This window comes from Paenibacillus sp. FSL R5-0475 (genome assembly GCF_038004585.1).
Taxonomy (GTDB): Bacteria; Bacillota; Bacilli; order Paenibacillales; family Paenibacillaceae; genus Paenibacillus_AQ.
In genome coordinates, this window is record NZ_JBBORK010000001.1 from 3022792 (window position 1) to 3044022 (window position 21231).

A 21231-nucleotide genomic window follows, 5' to 3' on the forward strand; every position below is an offset into this window, starting at 1 on the left:
TTTAAGCGCTTTAACTTTTAGTCGAACAATCATACCTTGAACTGTAATAATCAGAGAATCAAGTCTAATGCATCCTGTGAAACCCACACTTTATCTTTAATCATTACTGTCAGTACATTGAGTTTCGTTGTTTTGCCATCCAGAATGGCGATGTTTTTATCTATAGGCAGCTTGAGAACTTGGCCTGCTTTTTTCACTACAACCACCGGATTAGTCTTATCGGTCTTGTCTAGGGTGATCGTAGCTCCTTTGGCCTTGAATTTATCACTGGATACGTACAGTGTATCCTGAAGTTGCGCCAGATTGAGTCCGGTCACTTCTTGAATATACTTATTCACATCCGTATTCTGGATTACACCGCTGTTCACGAAATCGGTCGGTTTATAATTAGCCGGATGGTAGGCGAACAATCCAACTTCTTCCGATGTGTGATCATCCGTAGAGAAGGTTACGCCTATCTTATTCCCCAAGATTTTACCGATGACCGGCGAAAGGTTATCTTTCATTCCTAATCTGACTTGATCCGCTTCTTCTTTGGTTAAATCACTAAGTCCATAATTATCCGCTAGGACCTTTTTGAAATTGTGCTCATTAATACTGCCTTCAATGTAATAACTGGTGTGTTTCGCTTTCTTCAATACGGAGACTAGGTCTTTGGTGGAATCATAGTTCGTCATATTGAGCCCGCCAGTAGCATGATCCGAAACGGACAAGACTGCTGTATTTCCGTCTTTTTCTGCAAAGTCAACAGCGGCTTTAAAGGCTTTATCAAACGCTAATGTCTCACTCATAATCCCCACCGGATCGTTATCATGACCATACCAGTCAATCTGGCTTGCTTCGACCATCAGAATAAAACCATTATCGTTCTGCGACAACTTCTCTATCGCTACTTTGGTCATTTCAGCAAGGCTCGGTTGCTTTTGCGGGTTCAGATCAAAATCAGCATCCAGTGCTTCAGGGTTGAACAGACCCCAGATTTTATTCGTTTTAGAATTCATTAAACCTGCTTTATCCGTTACGTATTCATACCCATTTGATTTCAGGATTTTGGTTAAATCTTCTCCGTCCTTACGGTTAATGTCTTCTTTGCCGGGTACCAAATACCCGGACCCACCCCCGAGAAGAACATCTACGCCACTGTAGATCATCTGTTCTGCAATAGACTGCGCATTGTCACGCGTGTATGCATGACTTAAAAATGTAGCCGGCGTCGCATCCGTTAATTCACAAGTAAATACCGTTCCTGTACTTTTCCCTGCCATTCTCGCTGCATCCATAATCGTAAGCAGAGGTTTGTTCACGTCCTCTGGCTTAACTGCGTCCACGAACGGCATCGTGATTCGGTCGGGCAGTATGGATACCGTCTCACTCTTAACCTTATGGCCTGTGGCATAAGCCGTAGCTCCCGCAGCGGAATCTGTGGTAAGTGAATCCGTAGAATAGGTTCTGACCAGCCCGCTGAAATACTTATCCATCGCAAGCGCCTGTCCTCCCTGATACCATCTGGCCAAGTTCACATCGGATAAGCTCATCCCATCCGTAATAAACAGGATTACGTTCTTGACCGATTTGTTGGTAGGAGCATCAGAGTTATTGGCGCCACTGGCGTAGGTCGTTCCGTTACCTGCTGCAAGCAGACTGCAAACCATAACTGTACTGCAAATTCTCCCGATAACCTTTTTGCGCATTTGAATCCTCCTCTAGCAGATTTTGTTAAGTACGTATCTAGTTTAAAGGAGGATTGTTTGCGGGAGCAGCACCTATTCTCTTTTAATATATTAAATTCTGTGCATATTTTGACTTGACCTGTGCTACTGATATTTATAAAAAAAGGGCGCCCTAGGGCACCCTTTGCATTATTATTGTCTTATTACGAGGATATCTCGAGGCGCTCTACCAGTGCTTTGAATTTGGGAAATTTCGGAGCTTGTAAGGATACGGCCTACCAATATCAACGAAGATGTGACATTGTTAAAGTTAAAATTATTCAAGTTCGCTACGTTTTGGCTGCCACGGAACACACGGAACGATCCCTGAAAGTTAATTCGTGAAAATAGTACAAGCGTTACTTGAGAGCTCTCCACAACATTTCTGAGTCGGAAACTCGAAAGAACGTTGTTAAACCGAAATGCTCCAAGATCACGAACTGCAACTCCTCCACGTCTGAATCGAATCCGGCGATTGGTAAAATTAGTACCCGACCATAGAGCAAGACGTACATCACTGTTGGCCAACTAAATCAACTCCTTCTCTGAGATTGATTTAGTCTATTACCAACTTCAAAGAACGGTACAAGACAAATATAGTTGTACAAATGTTTGTTTTTCAGATTTCCCTGCGGTGATATTATCCAAAATAGCAGTCGAAGTGATTTTCCAGTTATATTCGTCTAACTACTATATACTTTCTTATACGTTAGGAGCGAATATGAAAAGAATAATTCAAGCATTCGGGTATTTAGGTAGTACAATTTTAGCTGCAGCATTACTGTCATGGATCTGCGTATTATTTATTAATGGCTTACCTGGTGTCTATGCATGGATGGCACTTAAATTAATCATCCCAATGCTAGGTTTCGTAGGAGTATTATTAAATATCTTTTTAATATTAGTTTCTATTATCAAGAAGAAAAGAATTTCCGATAAATGGATGCCTCTCGTTTTATGTACTGTATTAGCTTCACATTTCCTCCTGACCATGAATATTATACAGTTGGTATATCCTGTACGTATAATCAACGTCCACCCTTCAGTCACAGTTAAATGGCCATTTTCTGAGCAAACAGTTGTTGGCTGGGGTGGTGATTCCACCGACAATAATCTGCCTCATGCCACTTGGCCTTCGGAACGTTGGGCCTATGATTTAGTCATGGAACCCTATAATACAGGAAGTACTAATCTGGAAGATTACGGAATTTGGAAGCAAAAGGTACTATCACCGGTATCTGGAACGGTTATTGCAGCTTTTGACGATGAATCTGATATTGTGCCAGGTACTGAAAAATTCATTTCCATGGAAGGAAATCACGTTTATCTCAGGATTGATGCGACGGGAACCTACTTATTACTTAATCACCTCAAACAAGATAGTGTTACCGTTGCAGTTGGAGATCACGTCAATGCCGGTGAAGTGCTTGGACATGTAGGAAATAGTGGTTCCACATCAGAACCCCACCTGCATATTCATCATCAGCGCCAAGACCCAACCCAAACCCTTTTGCCTATTCTAGCATAAGGACTGCCGTTATACTTTGAAGATACAAATGCAAAGGCTATGCCGTTAAAAGGAACAGAAGTCACGCCAATGCGCAATGAACCATGATCTGGTGAAGAGTGAAGCTGTCTTTCGGAGGAGTTACCGTAGGAGGAATGGACAGCTTTAACAACGATGATGTTCAGCAAAGATGCGGACGACTTCGGGCATAGACTTCAAATCAGCTTTAGGATAGCTAAAGAAAGAAAACACAAAAAAGAGGAATAAGCCTCTTCAGACTATTCCTCTTCTATTTAGCACTTGCTACTTATTCAGATTATCAGATAAGTACTTAACAATGCCGTCGTCAGAGTCTTGAGAATACTCCCACACCATGACACCAGCCAGTTTTTTATCTTTGATATATTTAACTTTTGCCTGCAAGGCCTCTTTATCTTCATACGTAATAAAAGTATCACCATCATATAAATAGGCCGTCTTCGCTGTATCGTCAAAGTATCGTTTAAATCCATCTTGGATCATATATTTTTCTTTTATCGTCTTGTAGCTTAAATCTACTTTGTCGATATTGATAGGTTTACCCAGTAAAAATGAGGCCTCCTTATTCACATCACTTTTAACATTCTCCCATCCGTAGGAATAAGCTGGAATACCTAGGAGAAGCTTGCTCGGATCAACATCACGATCTAAATATAAATGAATAATACGATCCACGCTGGTTTTGCTCTTTTTATGCTTATCTATAAATAAATTCGAATTATACCCTGTTGTATCTGACCAAGCTCCAGTCAAGTCATAGCTCATGACATTAATGAAATCCACATACTTTTCTACTTTTTTAACTTCAACGTTTTTGAAGAACCACTCTTCATTCCCTGCAGCAAAGGTTAAATAGTAATTTTTATTTTTACGCGGGAGTCTATCCAATTTTTCATCAAGTTCCTTCATTAGACTAGTAAAGTTCTTGGTATCCTCAGGTCGGGCTTTAGTCGTATTCCAGGAATCAAAGGCTGGATATTCCCAGTCTATATCGATCCCATCTAAATCTAACTCCTTAACCATTGCGATCATACTCTCAGTAAAGGAGTACCGGTTTTCATCCAATGAAGCATCGGAGAATCCGTCCGCTTTATACCCACCAACACCAAGTATGAAACTCGTTTTTTTATTATTTGCTTGCAGTTTCTTTATATTTTCTTTAATGATCTCATTTTTAGCAGGGTCTAGATCAAAATATACATTGGTTTTATTAATTTTGGCAAAGGCGAGAATAGCAATATCAATGTTTTTGTCTTTTAGCTTAAGATCTTTAAAATCTTTCCATAACGGTATGTACACGGAGGTTATTTTTTTGTCTGAATCATTGAGATTGTAATAGTAAATTCCCATGCCTATAGCTAATATAGCCAGGAAGACTTTTGTATATATACTTATTTTCATCATGTTAACTTCTTCCCCCAAATAATACATGTGTAATATATTTATTTAGATTTAAGACTTTAACCGTGATATAGCTAATTAAGAATACAATAATGACATTAAAAGCAAGGTTAAATATGGATTGGAGTAGAGTAGCTTGTATTTCTGCTCTTCTGGATACCAATATTTCAACTAACAAATGAATTAAGTAGATACTAAAGCTAGCCTTGGAAATGGAGCTGATTATTTTTTTGACTTTGTAATTTAACTTCTCGCTAATCGCGGTTTCTTTTTCTTTAAAATAGATAAACGTTCCAATAGCCATAAAAAATGTCGTGAGTGAATAGTTGCCATAGAACATTTCATCTAACACACCACTGTACAAGGAAGAAAAATAGGTCGCTAATGGCGTAACAAAAAAGGATATAATGCCTAAATTAAAGAAAAGATTTTTGGCTTTCATCGATATCGTATAGTTAAAGAGATAATATCCCAGGATAAAATATCCTAGATAACCCATAAAAAAAGGTATATTAGTTATAGGAATATTGATATATTCGGAGGTCAATCTGAATACAAGATCGGAGATGAATTTATAAACCATACTTATCAGGAACCAGATCAGTAGATAATATTTCAAATCCTTTTCACTGCACACTTTTACCAGCTTACTAATTAATGGAACTGTTATATAGATCGCAATAATCGCGTATAGAAACCATAAATGTATATAATTTTTATCAAAGATTAAACCGTACGAAAAATGAATGAAAAAATCATAAACGCCCATGCTGCTTTTTTGAATAAAATATTGGGTGTAAACGGCATAAATGAGTGACCAGCTAACTAAGGAAATGATTAAAGGAAGTACTTTTTTAATATAAAACTGCCGATATGATTTCACTTCCACTCTAAGGATCATTGCACCACTTATCATAAAAAACACTGGCACAGCAAATCTGGATATCGAATTAAAAAAGTTGCTAATCCACCAAGAGGTTGTATTGAAATCATTTGTCCTTGTAAGTAAGTCTGCAGTGTAGTGTAGAATGATGACGGCTATGATGGACATTATTCTTAATACATCTATAAATATGATTCGTTTATCTTTCAATATATGATTCATAAATACCTCCCGATGAATAGTTTGCTGATAGTTACAATAGGAGACTAGCTGATACTTGAAACACCTTTTCTCTCAACGAATCCCCAGCCCTCGTCATTATCAAAGTATTTAAATGTGCCTACGATATTCATATAAAGCAGCAGATTTCGATAGGTTAGTAATTCAACTTGGCTAAACAAAAACATCCTAAAATAATCTTTAACTGAATAATTGCTGCCATATTTTTTGCATAAATAGAGAGAAATCCCGATTTGCAGCGCATTAATGACAATTACAGAAAACATGAGAATAAAAGCCTTAAATAAATTTGTACCTAGAAAGAGCGATTGTATAAGATAAAAAACGCTTGTAAATGCTGTTAATGTACCTAGAACAAAACCATCAATAGCAAAAAAGAGACTGACGCCAACGCTAAACTTTCGCGATAATTTAGACCAATAGATTAATATGCAATCTACAAAAGCTTTTTGCCAGCGTATTCTTTGTTTATAGAAGTTACTTAAGTTTTCTGGGCATTCCGTGTAGCATACGGCTTCTGGCGCGTAGACGAGCTTCTTATTCAAGTTATTCGCTTTAATGAACTCGTGAATTTTTAAGGTAATATCAATATCTTCGCCTACAGTACTTCTAAACCCGTTAACGTCCACCAATATACTCTTATAAAAAGCACCAAATGCGCCTGAAATAACGACAATTGAATTAAAAACCGATTGTGTTAGTTTTCTAACATAAAATCCATGGATGTAGCTGATAACTTGGCTTTTTATAATACCTTTACCAGTAAATTTATCTTGGATAACTCCGTTCCTTTTCTCAGCGCCCTGTACGATCTTCACCGTACCACCTAAAGCGATGATCTTATCATCTTGAAAATATTGACTTACATATTTAAGCGAGTTTATTTCCAGCATGCTATCCGCATCCAGCGTAATAACAATATCAGAACTCGCACAATCGATGCCGGCGTTGAGAGAATCTGCCTTTCCGCCATTGGATTTATCAATTACAAATATGTTTTCATATTTCTCCGAATAATAAATTCCTTTAATAGCGCCATATGTAAGCTTACCCTCTGCTTCTCTGTCACTTATCGATAAGTTCAAAAGCTCATTTAATTTTTGAAACGTCTGATCCTTTGAACCATCATTAATAATGATGACTTCATAGTTGCTGTAATTTAGGCCCTCCATTGCATCTATGCAATTCTTAATAGTGAGCTCCTCGTTATAAGCAGGAACTAAAACGGAGATCGATTTTTCAGCACAATCGTTATTCAACTTCTTAACTTTACTGAAAAATAAAGGGATGACTGTGTAAAGAGTTTGAAACCCAATAAAAATGAAGGTTAACAAATAAAAAAAGTATTGCATCTCCTCACTCCTTTTTATCTATCTAAAGCTTATAATTCTATGAATTGAACTGTTCTCCAGACAGTTAATCCCACACTAATTTCAATCACTTACATCCTTTGTTAGTAATTCCAACTAATAATAGTAAATAAAACCAAAAATAGCAACCTTTGAAAGCGTTGTTATTGTAATTTTCTGAATAATATATGGTTTCCCTCTTTATTTTACATACAGGAGTTTTCATTTTTCATCACAAAAAAAGAAGAAAACAAAATAAAAAGAGAGATAAATTAAGAAAATAGTATATTAATCGTTTGATCATAATTTAAAATGAATCTTTCAAATTCCAAGATTTATATGGAAAGATAGGGGGAATGTAGATCGTGTTCCGAGGGAGAATTTTCATACTAAAAAATAGCATATTCTTTCTAAATTTGGTAGACAAATACCATTTATTTGCATATAATCACTATGGTGTTACAAAAATTGTTATCATTCAATGAATTTAGCCCTACGCACCTTTTTCTCTTACCTTTCATGTCGATATATGAGCTCTTTATGAGTTTATATAAATACGTTCAACAAAGAAAGGAGTTGTAATTGAGACAAAACGTTCGGGACTGAATGCATCATTTGTTCGCAGTGCATATTTTTATATAAAAAGGAGGAGTAAAATGTCATCTATCCGTATTTCTCATTCACCTAGGGTAAAGTTGTTAGCTTATGGGAGTATGATCTTGATTTTTTCATTGGTTGTAATGTTATTCCCGGAAAGATCCTTTTCTCACGGTTATGTTGAAGGACCTGCTAGCCGGGCTGCACTCTGTAAATCAGGACAAAATACAGATTGTGGCCCGATTGTTTATGAGCCCCAAAGTCTAGAGGCACCTAAGGGGTTCCCTGCTGCAGGGCCAGCAGACGGGAAGATTGCAAGCGCTAACGGAGCTTTTCCCAAGCTTGATGAACAATCGGCTACACGCTGGTCTAAAGTCAACATCTCTGCCGGACAAAATACATTCACTTGGAAATTGACTGCCGCTCATTCGACGGCCAGCTGGAAATACTATATTACAAAGCCCGACTGGAATCCTAACGCCGCTCTTACTCGGGACTCATTCGACCTTACTCCTTTCTATTCGGTGAACTATGGAGGTGTACAGCCACCCTTCACTTACTCAGACACGTTTAACGTTCCGGAACGTAGTGGATACCACGTCATCTTGGCTGTGTGGGAAGTCGCAGATACTCCGAACGCCTTCTATAATGTCATTGATGTCAACTTTAGCGGAAGCAACCCTGTCGATACCCAAGCTCCTTCCGCACCAACAGCTTTGACGGCAACTGAAAAAACATCCACCAGCGTTTCATTGGCCTGGAACGCATCCACGGATAATACCGGTGTAACAGGGTACCAAGTATTTAACGGAACTTCATTGGTTGCAACCGTATCCGGCACTACATTAAATTACACCGTATCTGGATTAACCGCGAATACTGCCTATACCTTTAGTGTCAAGGCAAAAGACGCTGCTGGAAATGTCTCAAATGGAAGCAATTCCGTCAGTGTTACTACTAATGCACCTGTCGGTAATGATACGGAAGCACCCACAGCCCCCGGCGGCTTACATGTTATGGGGACACCAACATCCTCCAGTATTCAGTTAATGTGGAATCCGTCAACGGATAATGTTGGTGTTACAGGCTACCGTATTTATAGAGGAACGACATTAATCACCACTGTACCTGGCTCCACAACGGATTATACGGTAACAGGTCTTAGCGCCGGTGCAACATATACGTTCAATGTACATGCCTTCGACGCCGCAGGCAATCAATCAGTGGCCAGCACCATCAATGGCACAACCGCTACAGCCTCTACAGCCCCAGCTTGGGCACCCAATACCCCTTACACAGTCGGTACATTGGTAACCTATAATGGTTCTGTGTATGAATGTCGTCAAGCCCATACATCGTTAACCGGTTGGGAGCCTGCTAATTCCCCGGCGCTATGGTTGTTAAAGTAATGTTGTAATAAAAACATTAAATACCTAAATCTTAAAAAACCACGAGATACAGTGAAACTGTATTTCGTGGTTTTTTACTGTTTCGATCATATCGTTCAATTACCTTTTCACAAATTTTGGCACTCGTACATGGCCGACAATTTTCATGATAAACTAACGTTAAATATTAACTTACCTCATTACAACTGCTGGCTGGGCTTAGTAATATTTCCATATTAAAATCGGAGTGAATACATGAAAACATTTATACTCAAATGGAACCAATTGAGCCTGGTAAAACAAATACACTCGGAACGGTTACGGTGAGATTGACATAGCTTCCTACAGCATCCATAACCCCTATAGCCTTCAATCCGGAGGCATAGTACTTGTTTACAATCAGCGCGCCTCCACCAACGGTTCAACGGTTCCGGTTTCCATCTCCACATGGATAGGCTTTAAAGTTACCTCAAGATAGTCAAGGTCTGCTGTGTAGAGGTCATTGGAATCCTTTTGGATTTTAATTTTGTTGGTCCCCGCTTGCAGGTTTACCGTTCCGACGCCAGATACTTTCTTCCATGAGGAGGCAGACTGGTCCCATCCAGCATTTGTCTTGGGGAATGATGCCTGGAACTTGTAAATTCCATTTACATAGACGCTTTGGGCGGCATCCGCCCCCGATCCGTTCGCATAGGCAATATCCAGTATATAGTCTCCGGCTACAGGCACATCTATTGTAACTTCCGCGAAACTCCCTACACTGTTCATAACGGCCACAGCTTTTCCAAAGGATGCATAATTCTTATTGGCGGCAATTGGCCCATTCAATTGACCATTTTCAAATTCATAGTGCTTCCCGGATGTCCCATTCAACACTTGAACTTTCCCAGAGCCTGTAACATTAGCAGCGGAAGTATTGGCGACCAAATTGCCTTTATAATATACGTTGTCAAATCTTACATAATATTTATCACTAAGATAGCCTCCAGTGGTTTTATCAAAGTATACATTCTTCAGGTTGAAATTTTTATTGGAGGATACATTCAGGTCAAAATACAGCAAGTTGTCCCTAGTCGAACCCGGCTCGGTATAGAGATTTTCGATCGTAAAATTATCGATATTGTCCTGAATTTTACCCCATATGCTTCCCAGTACATTTGTTTGCTTTATGGCATAGAAGTTAGTAATGCGAACAGTTCCAATCGAGCTGGTATCCTCGCCCGGCTTAGTTCCCTCAATCCCCTGAGCGAAGATGGCTGAAGTTTGAGCAATGCCGGCATGTTCGGGGAAATAAGCAATGTAATTATCGATCGTTACATTATCGGTTTTGCCCCACCAGCCAATGACAAGATTATTATCACCGGATACACTGAAGAAATTCTTAACATCTACCCCATTATTTCCACCAAGCGATAAACCGTCAGAGCATCTAGCATCGCTAATAACTTTAACATTGTCTATGGACACATTGTCCGTATTGCGTACAACCAGTTGATGGATCAGATTGTCGTTAAAATTTCGTACCAGGATGAAATCCCGCAACTCGACATTGTTGGATTTATAGAATACCATGTTGTTTTCAAACTCTGATTCATTCGGATTCACACCTGTATCATAGGCAACAACAATTCCTGGGCCCAGAATTTTTAGGTTGGAATTGTTAGCGGTATCAATTCTGGCATGCAGAACAGCTCCCGGCATGAGGAAAATCGTCTGATTGTCCTGCATCGTGAGTTCATTATTAGCGGGATAATGCGCCCCTGCTTGATAGACGGTTGCACCGGCAGGAGGCGCCGCTACAGGCGGATCCCCGAACAAGAAAAGCTCTTTATTCGGATCGTTGTCGATCTGAATAATAATTTTGCTTTTTTTATAATCGTTTAACGTGAACTGAAGCTGGTTGGCCGCCGGTTTAGTATACGTTATTCCGTATTGGGAAGGCATAATATTAGCTGATGTGAAATTGGACTTGTACTGTACCTTAACAGTCACCGTACCCGTGAATGCGAAGCTGGTAACTGCTTTGGGGGTAGCGGCCATTCCCGGTGCAGTCCATACGGGTGATGAAGTGTTTTCGACCCACACCTGAAAATCGCTGTTTGAAGCGAGACTTGCCGGAAACGGATAGACTGTACTAGTTCCTGCTGCTTCGGCATGCCGGACATAACCGACTGTAAACGCTACCAAAAAAGATAAAAAAAACATCCAATAAAACCTATTCTTAGCCCAAGTCATTTTTTCTCCTCCTCTAAACTTGTGTTGTAGGGGACTACAATCTGAATATTAGCAACACTGCCTGTAAAAAAGAATGGAAAATTTCAAGAAAGCGTGCCATATTTATTGAAATCGCATTTATTGTTGTTAAAAATAAACCTACATGTGGAATATGCTTTTTTCTTTATATTCCTTAGGTGTAATCCCCACATTTTTCTTAAATACCTTGCTGAAATACTTCTCATCATTGAATCCGGTTTTGGTTGCGACCTCGTACACTTTGAACTGGGGATCTATTAGGTATTCCATTGCCTTGTTTATTCTGACATTCACAATATAATCGGTTAAGGATATGCCCTCCTCCTTTTTGAACAATACACTGAAGTAGGAAGGATTCATGGAAACCTGATTTGCCAGCATATCGAGATTGATTACCTTGTGGAAATTCTTCTGGATGAATAGTTTGACAAGCGCAATTGATTTATTGTCTCCTGATTTTGTTCCTTCTTTATGGTCATAGGTACTTATCAATACTAAAGTATCAATAAAGCGCTTATTGGCCGCCGGTAAAGAAGTACATTCCTCCAGTTCCTCCACGAATTGATAGATGTTATTAGCCATAAAAACACCGGCCTTTTCGGAACCGTTTATACCGGACCCCACCTGTATAAGCAAGCTGCAAAGCTTGTCCTGGTATTCCTTCACCGTTACCATTCCTTTTATACTTGTCTCATTGCACCTCTGATTGATGAAGACTTCCAGCCTCCCGGTGTCCATCATTCTGAGCATGGATATCATTTGGGTAATATCAAATTCGTTAAAGTGCAACCTGTCAGCGAGTTTAGGCAGTTCATCTGCAAAATAAATATTCCCTTCGCCGTATACCAATTTTTCCATGAAGGCGGCTTTGGCCTGCCTAAACAGCGTGTACAGAGGCACAGATTTACTGCTAATACCGCTGACTCCCCAGTTTACTCGAAGCCCTTTTTCCCGGAGATATTCATTTATTTCGTTTAAGGAGGCTCGAAGTTCTCTCAAACCGTCTCCTTTTTTTATGTTGATGATAGAGATCACACTGTTTTTCACATGCGGAACAGACAGTACCTGAGGAAACATTGCCACCAGCTTACTGCCGAGCATAGTTGCAGGGAGAATACTTCCCTGTCCGGCATCTGAAAAAAGTTGCAGGTGGGTAAACTGTGCATATAAAATGATGAAATGCGGGCAAGGCATTTCAATCCTTCGTTCGGATAAAAACATTTGAAAGACCTCATCGCTCCCACCAGCGCTTAGCAGCATATCTTTAAGCATATTCCCATCTGTCTCGGAGAGGCTCCCAGGAGGCAGTTCTTCCGTTCCCTTTTCCTGGTCCAGATCGTCCAAAGCCCTCTTCAGGGCAGCCTCCAGATCCTGTCTCTTGATCGGTTTGAGCAAATACTCGGTAACCTTAAAACGAATAGCTTCCCTGGCATATTCAAATTCACTGTAGCCGCTGAAAATAATAACCCGGCTATCAGCACCTATATCCCTTATTTTTTTAAGAAATTCAATACCGTCCATATGAGGCATTTGAATATCGACTATAATAATATCCGGCTTGTGTTTCTCATATATTGCCAAAGCTTGGACTCCATTTTCGGCTTCCACCACTTCCCTGAACGAGAACCCAAGATCGTCGATAATCACTCGCAACCCTTTTCTAATGATGTTCTCATCATCTACGATCAATAATGAATACACGTTCATCCCTCCTTGGTTAATCAATAACCGGAATGCTGATATAAATTCGGGTTCCTTCCCTCATTTCACTTTCAATCTCTATACCATAGCAGCTTCCATACGCCAGCTTAAGCCGGTCATTGACATTGGACAGACCGATTCCGTTCTCACCTGGGGATAACCTGTTTTTATGGTTGTTTTCCAACCGTTCTCTCAAGGCTCTGAGCTTCCCGGGCTCAATGCCGTTCCCATTATCGCAAATTGTGAATCGGATATTATTTTGGTAAACCTCGGCCGAAATTTTGATGACACATTGACCATCAAAGTTGCGAAACCCATGGAGGATTGCATTCTCTACGATCGGCTGAAGGATCAGCTTCAGCATCTTTAACGAATATATCTGCTCTGCAATCGAGCATACCAGCTCCAATCGGCCGTTCATCATCAAATTCTGCAAACTGCAATAGCTCCTGATTTGTTCAATTTCTTCCGTTATCAGAACCAGCCTGTTGTCTTTTGTCAAATTGTAGCGGACCATAGCGCCCAATGAGGTTAACGCATCGGAGATTTCCCTTTCCCTGTTGATCTCGGCCATCATCTTGATGGTCTCCAGCGTATTATACAGAAAGTGGGGATTCACCTGGTTCTCAAGCGCTTTCAACAGCGCATCCTTCTGAAGAATTTCCGTTTTGTATACCGTCTCGATCAATTCATTTATCCTGTTAAGCATTCTATTAAAATCTTTGCCAAGCTCGTCAATTTCATCATTTCCTTCAATTACCACTTGGGTATTCAGGTTGCCCTCTTGGACGCTCCTCATGACCTTTACGAGCTTTTTTATTTTCTTCATCAGTTTTCTGGAAAAAACATAGGAGATGAGAATCATCAAGATAAGTGCGGCTACGAGACAAACTACGAAGGTGTTTCGCGCTTTCGTGGTTTCTTGGATAACCAGATTCTGAGGGAACATTCCAATAATTCTGTAGTTAGGATTCTCTAAAGTCTGGATTTCCGTCAGAAAGGACTGGCTTCCCACCTTCGTAACGATATTGGATGTACTTTGTTCAGCCTTGTTTAATTGGGAGGATAGCTGTGAGAGAACACCTGCCGGGAGATGATTGGATTCATACACCAGTTGACCTACGCTATCATATACGAACACGGCTCCCTGTTTGAACTCCTCCATCTTGCCGAGACCACCAAAAATAGCGTCAGGTGCAATAAAAATTTCCAGCAGCGTGTTTCTATCGTTGGTTGTATAGGATAACATAGGCACGAACAAGGAGATTTCCTGATCGCGAATCGCTGGGTTCTTGACTTTGTCATAATCCAAGATACGGGCTTTGTGGAGATTCTCCCAATATGGAGCGCTGTAAGTCGCCTGAATCGCTTCTTCAAACCATGCTTCGTTACGGTAAGGCTTAGAATGGTAAATCCATTCATTCTGAAAGGTGTTGTCATTCGCAGTAAAGAACCGGAAGTGATACTCCGTAGTCTCCAGGCTGCGGACCCAATCCATAAAAGAATTGAGGTAATGATAGGAAAAATCAATCTTGTTGGTATCGGACATATATAATTCATCAAAATATGAAATCAGCAAAGGGTATTGCGCAATTTGGCTCCCGAGTTTTCGGTAATCGTTGAAAATTTGATTCACATTCTCTTTTTCTTTTGCCAAGGCTTCCTTGAGGGCGGTCTTAGACTGATCCTCCACATATTGGACAGACCGAATATAGATATAAACAGCCGACAAGGTTACGGGTATGAGAAGAACAAGCACAAAGCAAATCATGATCTTCCAAGTATAGCTGGTGTTTACGGGTCCCCGAAGCATTCTTAACATAACTCTTCCCTCTCTGTCCCTCAGTATCCACTGCCGCGACCGTAATTTATTATATCAATACCTACTGAAATCGACAAAAAAAGAACATTTTTTGAGCTTTACTGCCCTCTTACATGGGAGATTACCCTAATTCAATTTCAATCCATTTGTTCTCCGGTGTAATCTCGCAACGGATTCCCTGAGCAGCCTCAATACGACCCTGGTATACTGACAAATACTCCGTTTGAGATATGATTGTGATTCTTTTCTCTGTAGCAAGCCTGATTCTTCCCCTTATATCACCAACAAAAAAATAACTAAACTCGGGAGCCGTGCTCATAAAAACCAGGCAATTTTCATGAAACGTAACTTCACCATTCAAAGCAATCGGCTTACCCTTCTGGCTGTGAATGCCGCTCGATTTAAACCAGGTATCCACTGCCCGCGGCCACACATACCTGGAGAGAGAATGGTCTGGCTTCAGCGGGTATCGGTGGACCAGCACCCCAGGTTCCGTGCTATAAGGAATATAATCCGGAATATAACAGGCATATACAGTGCCATCCTGTTGAATCTTGCTGAGATTGGTTAGGTAAGCATTGTAGGAAGAGAGCAGCCTGTTCATATCCCCTGTGAGGAGTGAGTAATAGAAATCGGCTTCTCCCCGCCAGATCGTCCAGGCATGTCCTGCATTGATGCACGGGCCGTCCTGATCGCCTTCCCAGATGGTCTCCCACCATCTGAAGGATGACTGGTACATCCGGGCATCAGGCGTGTACATCTTCCAGGCATCATGAAGCCGTAGAATACTTTCGGCAAATCGAATGTATTCATGCTTGAATTCAATGTGAAAGCAAACATACAGAACGGATAATGCCGTGCAGGAGATCGAGCCGTCCTCCATCTCCGACTGTGAGTATTCCTGATCCCCCTCCGTAGGGAAATGAAATCCCCGTTGCAGCAGATAATCCGCAATTTTCACGGCTGCTGCTTGAAAGACAGCCTCTCTGGGATCTCTCCTCTCCCCAAGCACCTTCGCCATATCCACCACTGCAATTACAGGGGCGCATACGGTGGTATAATCGATCTCTCTTCCTTTCTCATAACACAGGATGGCCCCATTCTCGGCAATATGCTCATGGAGCAGGTTCAGCAAGGTATCAATCGCATACTCCAGATAGCTTGAATTGCCAAATGCTTGATAAGCAGATAGAAGAATAGACACCCCAAAAAACTGCTCTTGTATTCGGGTTGACTCGAAGATATGGTAAGGCCCATATTCCCGACCCTCAAACCTGTGCGGATAAGGTACGATGGAGCATCCTGGCGTAGGGGAGACTCCGGACAGATTCAATATTTTATGATCAATATGTTCTAAAACCCTGTCCGCCAATTGCGGGTCCACCCCAAACCGCTTGATATGTTCACACAGAGCCCAGCACCACACCCCTCCCTCAGCAAGATTCTCATCACAGTGATAGGGTTGTTCGATAGTACTGCTCGCCTTGCGGAACAGCTCGTTCCAACCGCTGAAGCTGAATAATACACAGTCCAGGCTGTTCAGGGAATTTCCAAATGCTTCAACCCTGTAGAATCCCTCTTCACAAAGCCTAATTGAAACCTGATATCCGCCGCTATCTTCTACTACATGCTCTGTAATATCCGTGCTGTTACCTGATGGTGAATGAAGGATAATTTTGTTATATACTCCTTCAATAGTCATGGGAAGCTCTGTCCCCAATGTTCCCCCTGCAACCGGAAAATAGGGAACAGGGGATCCCAAGGCGGAGCTCGCAAGCGACATGGCCTCCCTGTACGTGTCGGGAAAGTCGATCCTAAGGGCTATCGTATGTTTTTGTTTCGTGCCTGAATCTGAAACAAAAACATCATCAAAGCTCTCAAACATCTTCAATCCGAGAATAAAATGTCCAAAATTATTGGGAGAATACTCCAGTCGCCACCCAGCCAGGGGTTGAGGTGAGGTAACCAGAACCCATCTGCCGTTAGGCCTTGTCATTAGATAATAGGAGGCTTTGCCGTCTGCTGAGGTATAGGGGGATGTCGGGATCACCTGATCCTCATATCCTGTGCCTAACTTCCCTAAAAAATTGAAATCAAGGTTCATGCCGAATTGGCTGATATTCGTGTCTGCAGCTTCAATGGAAAGGATAAAAAACTCGTCCATAAATTCGTATTTTAAGGTGGAGTTATATTCGAAATTGGTAAAAACGGCACAGGAACCTCTCAGATAAGAAAAAGAATGGGTGATGAGTTGGTCATCTATAACGATGTGTTTCTTGGACTCTGCGACATGGCTTATTTCTGTATGGTATGATTTCTTGTCTTTAAAGGTTGCGGCCAAGCTCCCGAATCGCCTGTTGCGGTCAACAAGGTTCACCCGGTTAGCATCTTTATTGTCATACAATTCCCTGATGCAGCCAGAACCTTTCTCGATGACAATGTCATACCCTTTTTTGCAGATTTTAATGGTTTCCTTCATTGTATCCCCCGAATAAACGTATAACGCGGATTTGTAGTGGATTTAAGAGTTTTCCTTGCGAAAAGAAGAAGGATGAGCCTGATTCTGGTCACACTCATCCACTTCTTTGATTAACATTATTTTATTGCTAAGCTGACTTATTTAAACTCCGCATACTTAGCGGTCCAAGCAGCCTCCAGTTTTGCCAAACCGGTGTCTTCCGCCTTCTTCACAAACTCATTATAGGTATCTAAAGCGGCACCCTCGTTCTTGGCCATAACCATTTTAGGGTAGTACGCTTTGGAGAGCTCATTGAGCTTATTTTGGATAATCCCTTCTTCAGAAGTGGACAATGGATGAATAAGTCCCAATGCGATATCCGCTTCTTTGTGCGGCTTGACAATGCTCTCCAAGTTCTTTCTGTAATCTGTCTTCTCGGAATCGGTAAGTGCAGCCATTCTGCCATGGATATAGTCATCCGAGAAAGCAAAGTAGGTGGATACCCCTGTTTCCTTCTGATATTTGCTTCCGTCGGTTTCGTATAAGGTCTGGAATTCCGGAGTCCGTCTTGGTACTTGCTTCCCATCGATCTCCTTCATCTCCCAATGAACGCCCTTTACCCCATAAGCATCAAGCTCTCTACCTGTTTGAGAAGTCATAAAAGAGATGAATTTAGCCAGCCGTTCAGGGTCAGCGACTTTCTTGGAGATCAGCGTAGCTGTCCAACCAGAGCCATCTTTGAAATACTTACCATCCGGGAAATACGGTAGAGGCTCCCAGCCCACTTCCGGATTATCCTGAGTTTTGATCGTTTCGTTAAAATCATTCACGATCCCGGAGAATACGATCGTATCCCCTTTTTGTTTCTTAGCTTCTTTAATATCCTGCGCATCTACGAATGATTCAGAGGACATTAATCCATTCGTGTACATTTTATTCATGAACTTTACGAATTCAGTGAATTTCGGATTACGCACACCCGATGTGAGCTTTCCATCCGCGTTTACATCATATACATGGATGCCGAATTGGGTAGCAGGGAACATATAACCTTGAAATTCACCTGCTTTAAAGAAGGTCAGATCTTTGTTGAAAGCCCCGAAATACCAGCCGGTAAGCTTAGGAAACTTTTCCTTTGCTGCTTTCACTGCATTAAAGAATCCGTCAGGCGTTGACATATCTGGTTTTCCGATTGCCTCATAAACATCACTTCTGATAGCGCTTACTCCATCACCTCCGCTAACCGTATTATAATCTGATTGTTGAAGGTCATATGGGGTAACGAGAAACGACGGGAAGAAATATTGCTTTCCATCCTTATAGTTGTAGTATTTAAAGACCTCTGGTTCACTCTGCTCCCTAATCTCAGGCGCATATTGATCAATAAAATCAGAAATCGGCAAAACCATGCCATTCTTGATCATTAAATCGATGGCGGGATCATCCTTGTTGGTTGTAATCAAATCAGGAATGTCACCGGAAGCAACCATCATATTTAGCTTGGTATTATCACCAGAAGTTGCTTTGCTTAATTCAATCTTTACATTGGCCTGCTTTTGAATTTCCTGACCGGAGGGCGAACTTGTCCAATCGACATTGAACCAGTCATAATTATAGAAATGCTTGATAACTAGAGGTTCCTGCGTCAATTCTTCCGAACCCGCAGTTGCTTCTGTACCCGTTGCTGGCTGACTTGAACTCTCCGCATCCTTATTCGATTGACACCCGCTAAAAACAACAGCCATCATTACTGCCATAAAGATTGACACAATCCTTTTTCCCTTACTCATCTTCTTTCCCCCTTTTTTTGTGTGTATATCAAGGCAAGTGACCTAGATATCGAGCATTATCCTTTTACAGAGCCCACCATCATGCCCTGGACAAAATATTTCTGCAGGAATGGATACGCGAGAGCTACCGGAACGACGGACACAACCATAGTTGCATACTTCATGGAATCAATAATGTTAATATTCTGCTTACCGGCTCCGAGATAATTTGCAGCAATCGCGGCTCCTTCCGATTGACTGATGATCTGATAAAGAACCAGTTGCAGGGTGGCCAGGTCTGGTGAATTGGTGTAGTAGGCTGCATCAAACCATGAATTCCATTGCTGTACTCCATAGAACAACGACACGGTGGCCAGAATCGGCGCAGACAACGGAAGGAATATTTTCCAGAAAACACGCCAATCATTTGCACCGTCTATCTTGGCTGATTCCTCTAACGCATCGGGAATGGAGGAAAAAAAGTTAATAAACAAAATGGCATTAAAAAATGAATACAGGGAAGGTATGATATAAACCAAGAAGGTATCAATTAATCCAAGTGAGTTGAGCAGCAGATAGGTTGGAATGATTCCACCAAAAAAATACATGGTGATTACACCCGTCCGGATATAGAAGCTTCTAAGGGCCAAGTATTTTTTAGATAAGGGGTAAGACACGCAAGCAGTAAACAATACGCTTGCAATTGTACCCAAAATCGTTCTCGCCCCTGTAATTAGGAATGAATGAGCTAACTTGCTCTCTGTAAAAACAATCTTGAAATTCTCAAGTGTGAATTTTCTTGGAGATAAATAGATGAAGCCTTTTTCGGCGATGTCATTGGCATCATTCAAGGATATGATGAATGAGTAGTACAATGGATACAACGTTACCAGGGTGACAATCGACATAAGAATAAACAGAACTATGTTGATGACTTTGTCTTCTGTATTTCCCTTCATTTCCTTCGCTCCTGACGGTTCACTTTATACGGGAATTTGCTTGTTAATATAAACTGGTGTTTGTTAACTTACGGCTGACTGCATTTGCTCCACTGAACAGCACAAACGATAACAATGATAAGATTAACCCTGCAGCAATAGCATAAGAGAAGCGACCTTGGGAAAGCCCCATATTTACGATATAGGTTTCCAAAATCATGGAATTGTCATAATTGAGCGAATTCCCAAAGAGTAGAGATTGCTGCAGATTTGATCCGGAGAGTCCTCCGTAAATCATGCTTCCAATACTAAGGATAACTACCATCATAATTGTGGATTTAATGGACGGAATAGTGATGCTAATCATTCTTCTGATGCGACTTGCTCCATCCACCACAGCAGATTCATATTGTTCTACAGGAATCGCAGCAATGGCAGCGAGATATATAATCGCCCACCACCCGGTCTCTTTCCAGGTGTCAATAATTGCCATCCAGATCCAGAAGCCTCCGGGAGAATTCAGATGAGCTTGGGGCTCATTGGTGAAACCAAGCGACATCAGTACATGATTGACAATGCCATCGGTGTTGAGCCACATAATAAACAGTCCTGCAACAACTACCCACGAGATAAAGTGCGGAAGATAACTCGCCGTCTGAACGATTTTTTTCAGGGTCATATTCTTGATTTCGTTAAGCATTAAGGCAAACAAAATCGGCATGATGATGGCAAAAACCGTCTTCGTTAAACTTAACCCGAACATGTTTCTTACCGAATTCCAGAACAACTCATCGTGAAACAGTTCTTTAAAGTGCGCGAAGCCTACAAATGGACTCTTTAGAATTCCCAGAAAAGGATTATAATCAAAAAATGCTGCAAAAAGTCCGACCATAGGGATGTAGCAAAAAACAATTAGCCATATAAGACCAGGTAGCACCATAAGTTGAAGATATTTCTGTTGCCTTAGCGAATTTCCGATTCGTGAAAGCTTTATTTTTTTCCCTGCTTCATTTGACATTGTAGCTTCCTCTTCTTTTTCGTTTTGTAAAGCTCGGCCGGCCTACCAACCCTGTTACAAACCTTATTATAAAGGGGATTAAAATTCCGAAACACAGATAAAATATACATAAGGTGCAATATTTATAGGTCTTTGCCCTTGGAAGGAAAAAGACACTAG

Annotated in this window: 14 protein-coding genes; 2 read left to right on the forward strand and 12 right to left on the reverse strand. The window is 41.1% G+C overall.

The features are described 5' to 3' along the window. Positions 1-50: 50 nt before the first annotated feature. Positions 51-1691, reverse strand: a complete 1641-nt coding sequence (locus tag MKX41_RS13625) for an alkaline phosphatase (protein WP_340971141.1) — start codon at positions 1689-1691, stop codon at positions 51-53. A 171-nt stretch (positions 1692-1862) separates the two neighbouring features. Beyond that, positions 1863-2237, reverse strand: a complete 375-nt coding sequence (locus MKX41_RS13630; RefSeq protein ID WP_340971142.1) for a hypothetical protein — start codon at positions 2235-2237, stop codon at positions 1863-1865. 193 nt (positions 2238-2430) lie between these two features. On the opposite strand from MKX41_RS13630, the gene MKX41_RS13635 reads away from it, so the two are divergent. Further along, on the forward strand, positions 2431-3237 hold the full coding sequence (locus tag MKX41_RS13635; protein ID WP_340971144.1) for a M23 family metallopeptidase: 807 nt from the start codon (positions 2431-2433) through the stop codon (positions 3235-3237). Positions 3238-3519: 282 nt separating this feature from the next. On the opposite strand, the gene MKX41_RS13640 is transcribed toward MKX41_RS13635, so the two are convergent. The 3 genes from MKX41_RS13640 to MKX41_RS13650 are packed head-to-tail and all read right to left on the reverse strand — an operon-like array spanning position 3520 to position 7131. Then, the gene (locus tag MKX41_RS13640) at positions 3520-4656 is read right to left on the reverse strand and encodes a glycoside hydrolase family 18 protein (RefSeq protein ID WP_340974917.1); all 1137 of its coding nucleotides are present in this window, start codon (positions 4654-4656) and stop codon (positions 3520-3522) included. A gap of 4 nt (positions 4657-4660) precedes the next feature. Further along, complete coding sequence (locus MKX41_RS13645) at positions 4661-5761, reverse strand: acyltransferase (RefSeq protein ID WP_340971146.1); 1101 nt, start codon at positions 5759-5761, stop codon at positions 4661-4663. 44 nt (positions 5762-5805) lie between these two features. Continuing rightward, the gene (locus MKX41_RS13650) at positions 5806-7131 is read right to left on the reverse strand and encodes a glycosyltransferase (protein ID WP_340971148.1); all 1326 of its coding nucleotides are present in this window, start codon (positions 7129-7131) and stop codon (positions 5806-5808) included. Positions 7132-7784: 653 nt separating this feature from the next. Between MKX41_RS13650 and MKX41_RS13655 the strand changes: the two genes are divergently transcribed. Continuing rightward, entirely contained in the window at positions 7785-9134 is a 1350-nt protein-coding gene (locus MKX41_RS13655) for a lytic polysaccharide monooxygenase (RefSeq protein WP_339797017.1), read from the forward strand. A 378-nt stretch (positions 9135-9512) separates the two neighbouring features. Here MKX41_RS13655 and MKX41_RS13660 read toward each other — a convergent pair whose 3' ends face one another. From MKX41_RS13660 to MKX41_RS13690, 7 genes are all read right to left on the reverse strand, one after another. Next, complete coding sequence (locus tag MKX41_RS13660; protein WP_340971150.1) at positions 9513-11348, reverse strand: hypothetical protein; 1836 nt, start codon at positions 11346-11348, stop codon at positions 9513-9515. A gap of 138 nt (positions 11349-11486) precedes the next feature. Next, positions 11487-13073 (reverse strand): response regulator, encoded by a 1587-nt coding sequence (locus MKX41_RS13665; protein WP_340971153.1) that lies wholly within the window; start codon positions 13071-13073, stop codon positions 11487-11489. A gap of 10 nt (positions 13074-13083) precedes the next feature. Next, positions 13084-14889, reverse strand: a complete 1806-nt coding sequence (locus MKX41_RS13670; RefSeq protein WP_340971155.1) for a sensor histidine kinase — start codon at positions 14887-14889, stop codon at positions 13084-13086. 121 nt (positions 14890-15010) lie between these two features. Then, positions 15011-17368 (reverse strand): hypothetical protein, encoded by a 2358-nt coding sequence (locus tag MKX41_RS13675; protein ID WP_076299303.1) that lies wholly within the window; start codon positions 17366-17368, stop codon positions 15011-15013. Between the two features lie 137 nt (positions 17369-17505). After that, a complete protein-coding gene (locus MKX41_RS13680; protein WP_042189649.1) occupies positions 17506-19137 on the reverse strand; it encodes an extracellular solute-binding protein in 1632 nt (543 codons plus the stop codon). 56 nt (positions 19138-19193) lie between these two features. Then, the gene (locus MKX41_RS13685) at positions 19194-20075 is read right to left on the reverse strand and encodes a carbohydrate ABC transporter permease (protein ID WP_076286512.1); all 882 of its coding nucleotides are present in this window, start codon (positions 20073-20075) and stop codon (positions 19194-19196) included. A 43-nt stretch (positions 20076-20118) separates the two neighbouring features. Further along, positions 20119-21072 carry an ABC transporter permease gene (locus MKX41_RS13690; protein ID WP_076286513.1) on the reverse strand — a complete coding sequence of 318 codons (954 nt, stop codon included), beginning with the start codon at positions 21070-21072 and terminating at the stop codon, positions 20119-20121. Positions 21073-21231: the final 159 nt, after the last annotated feature.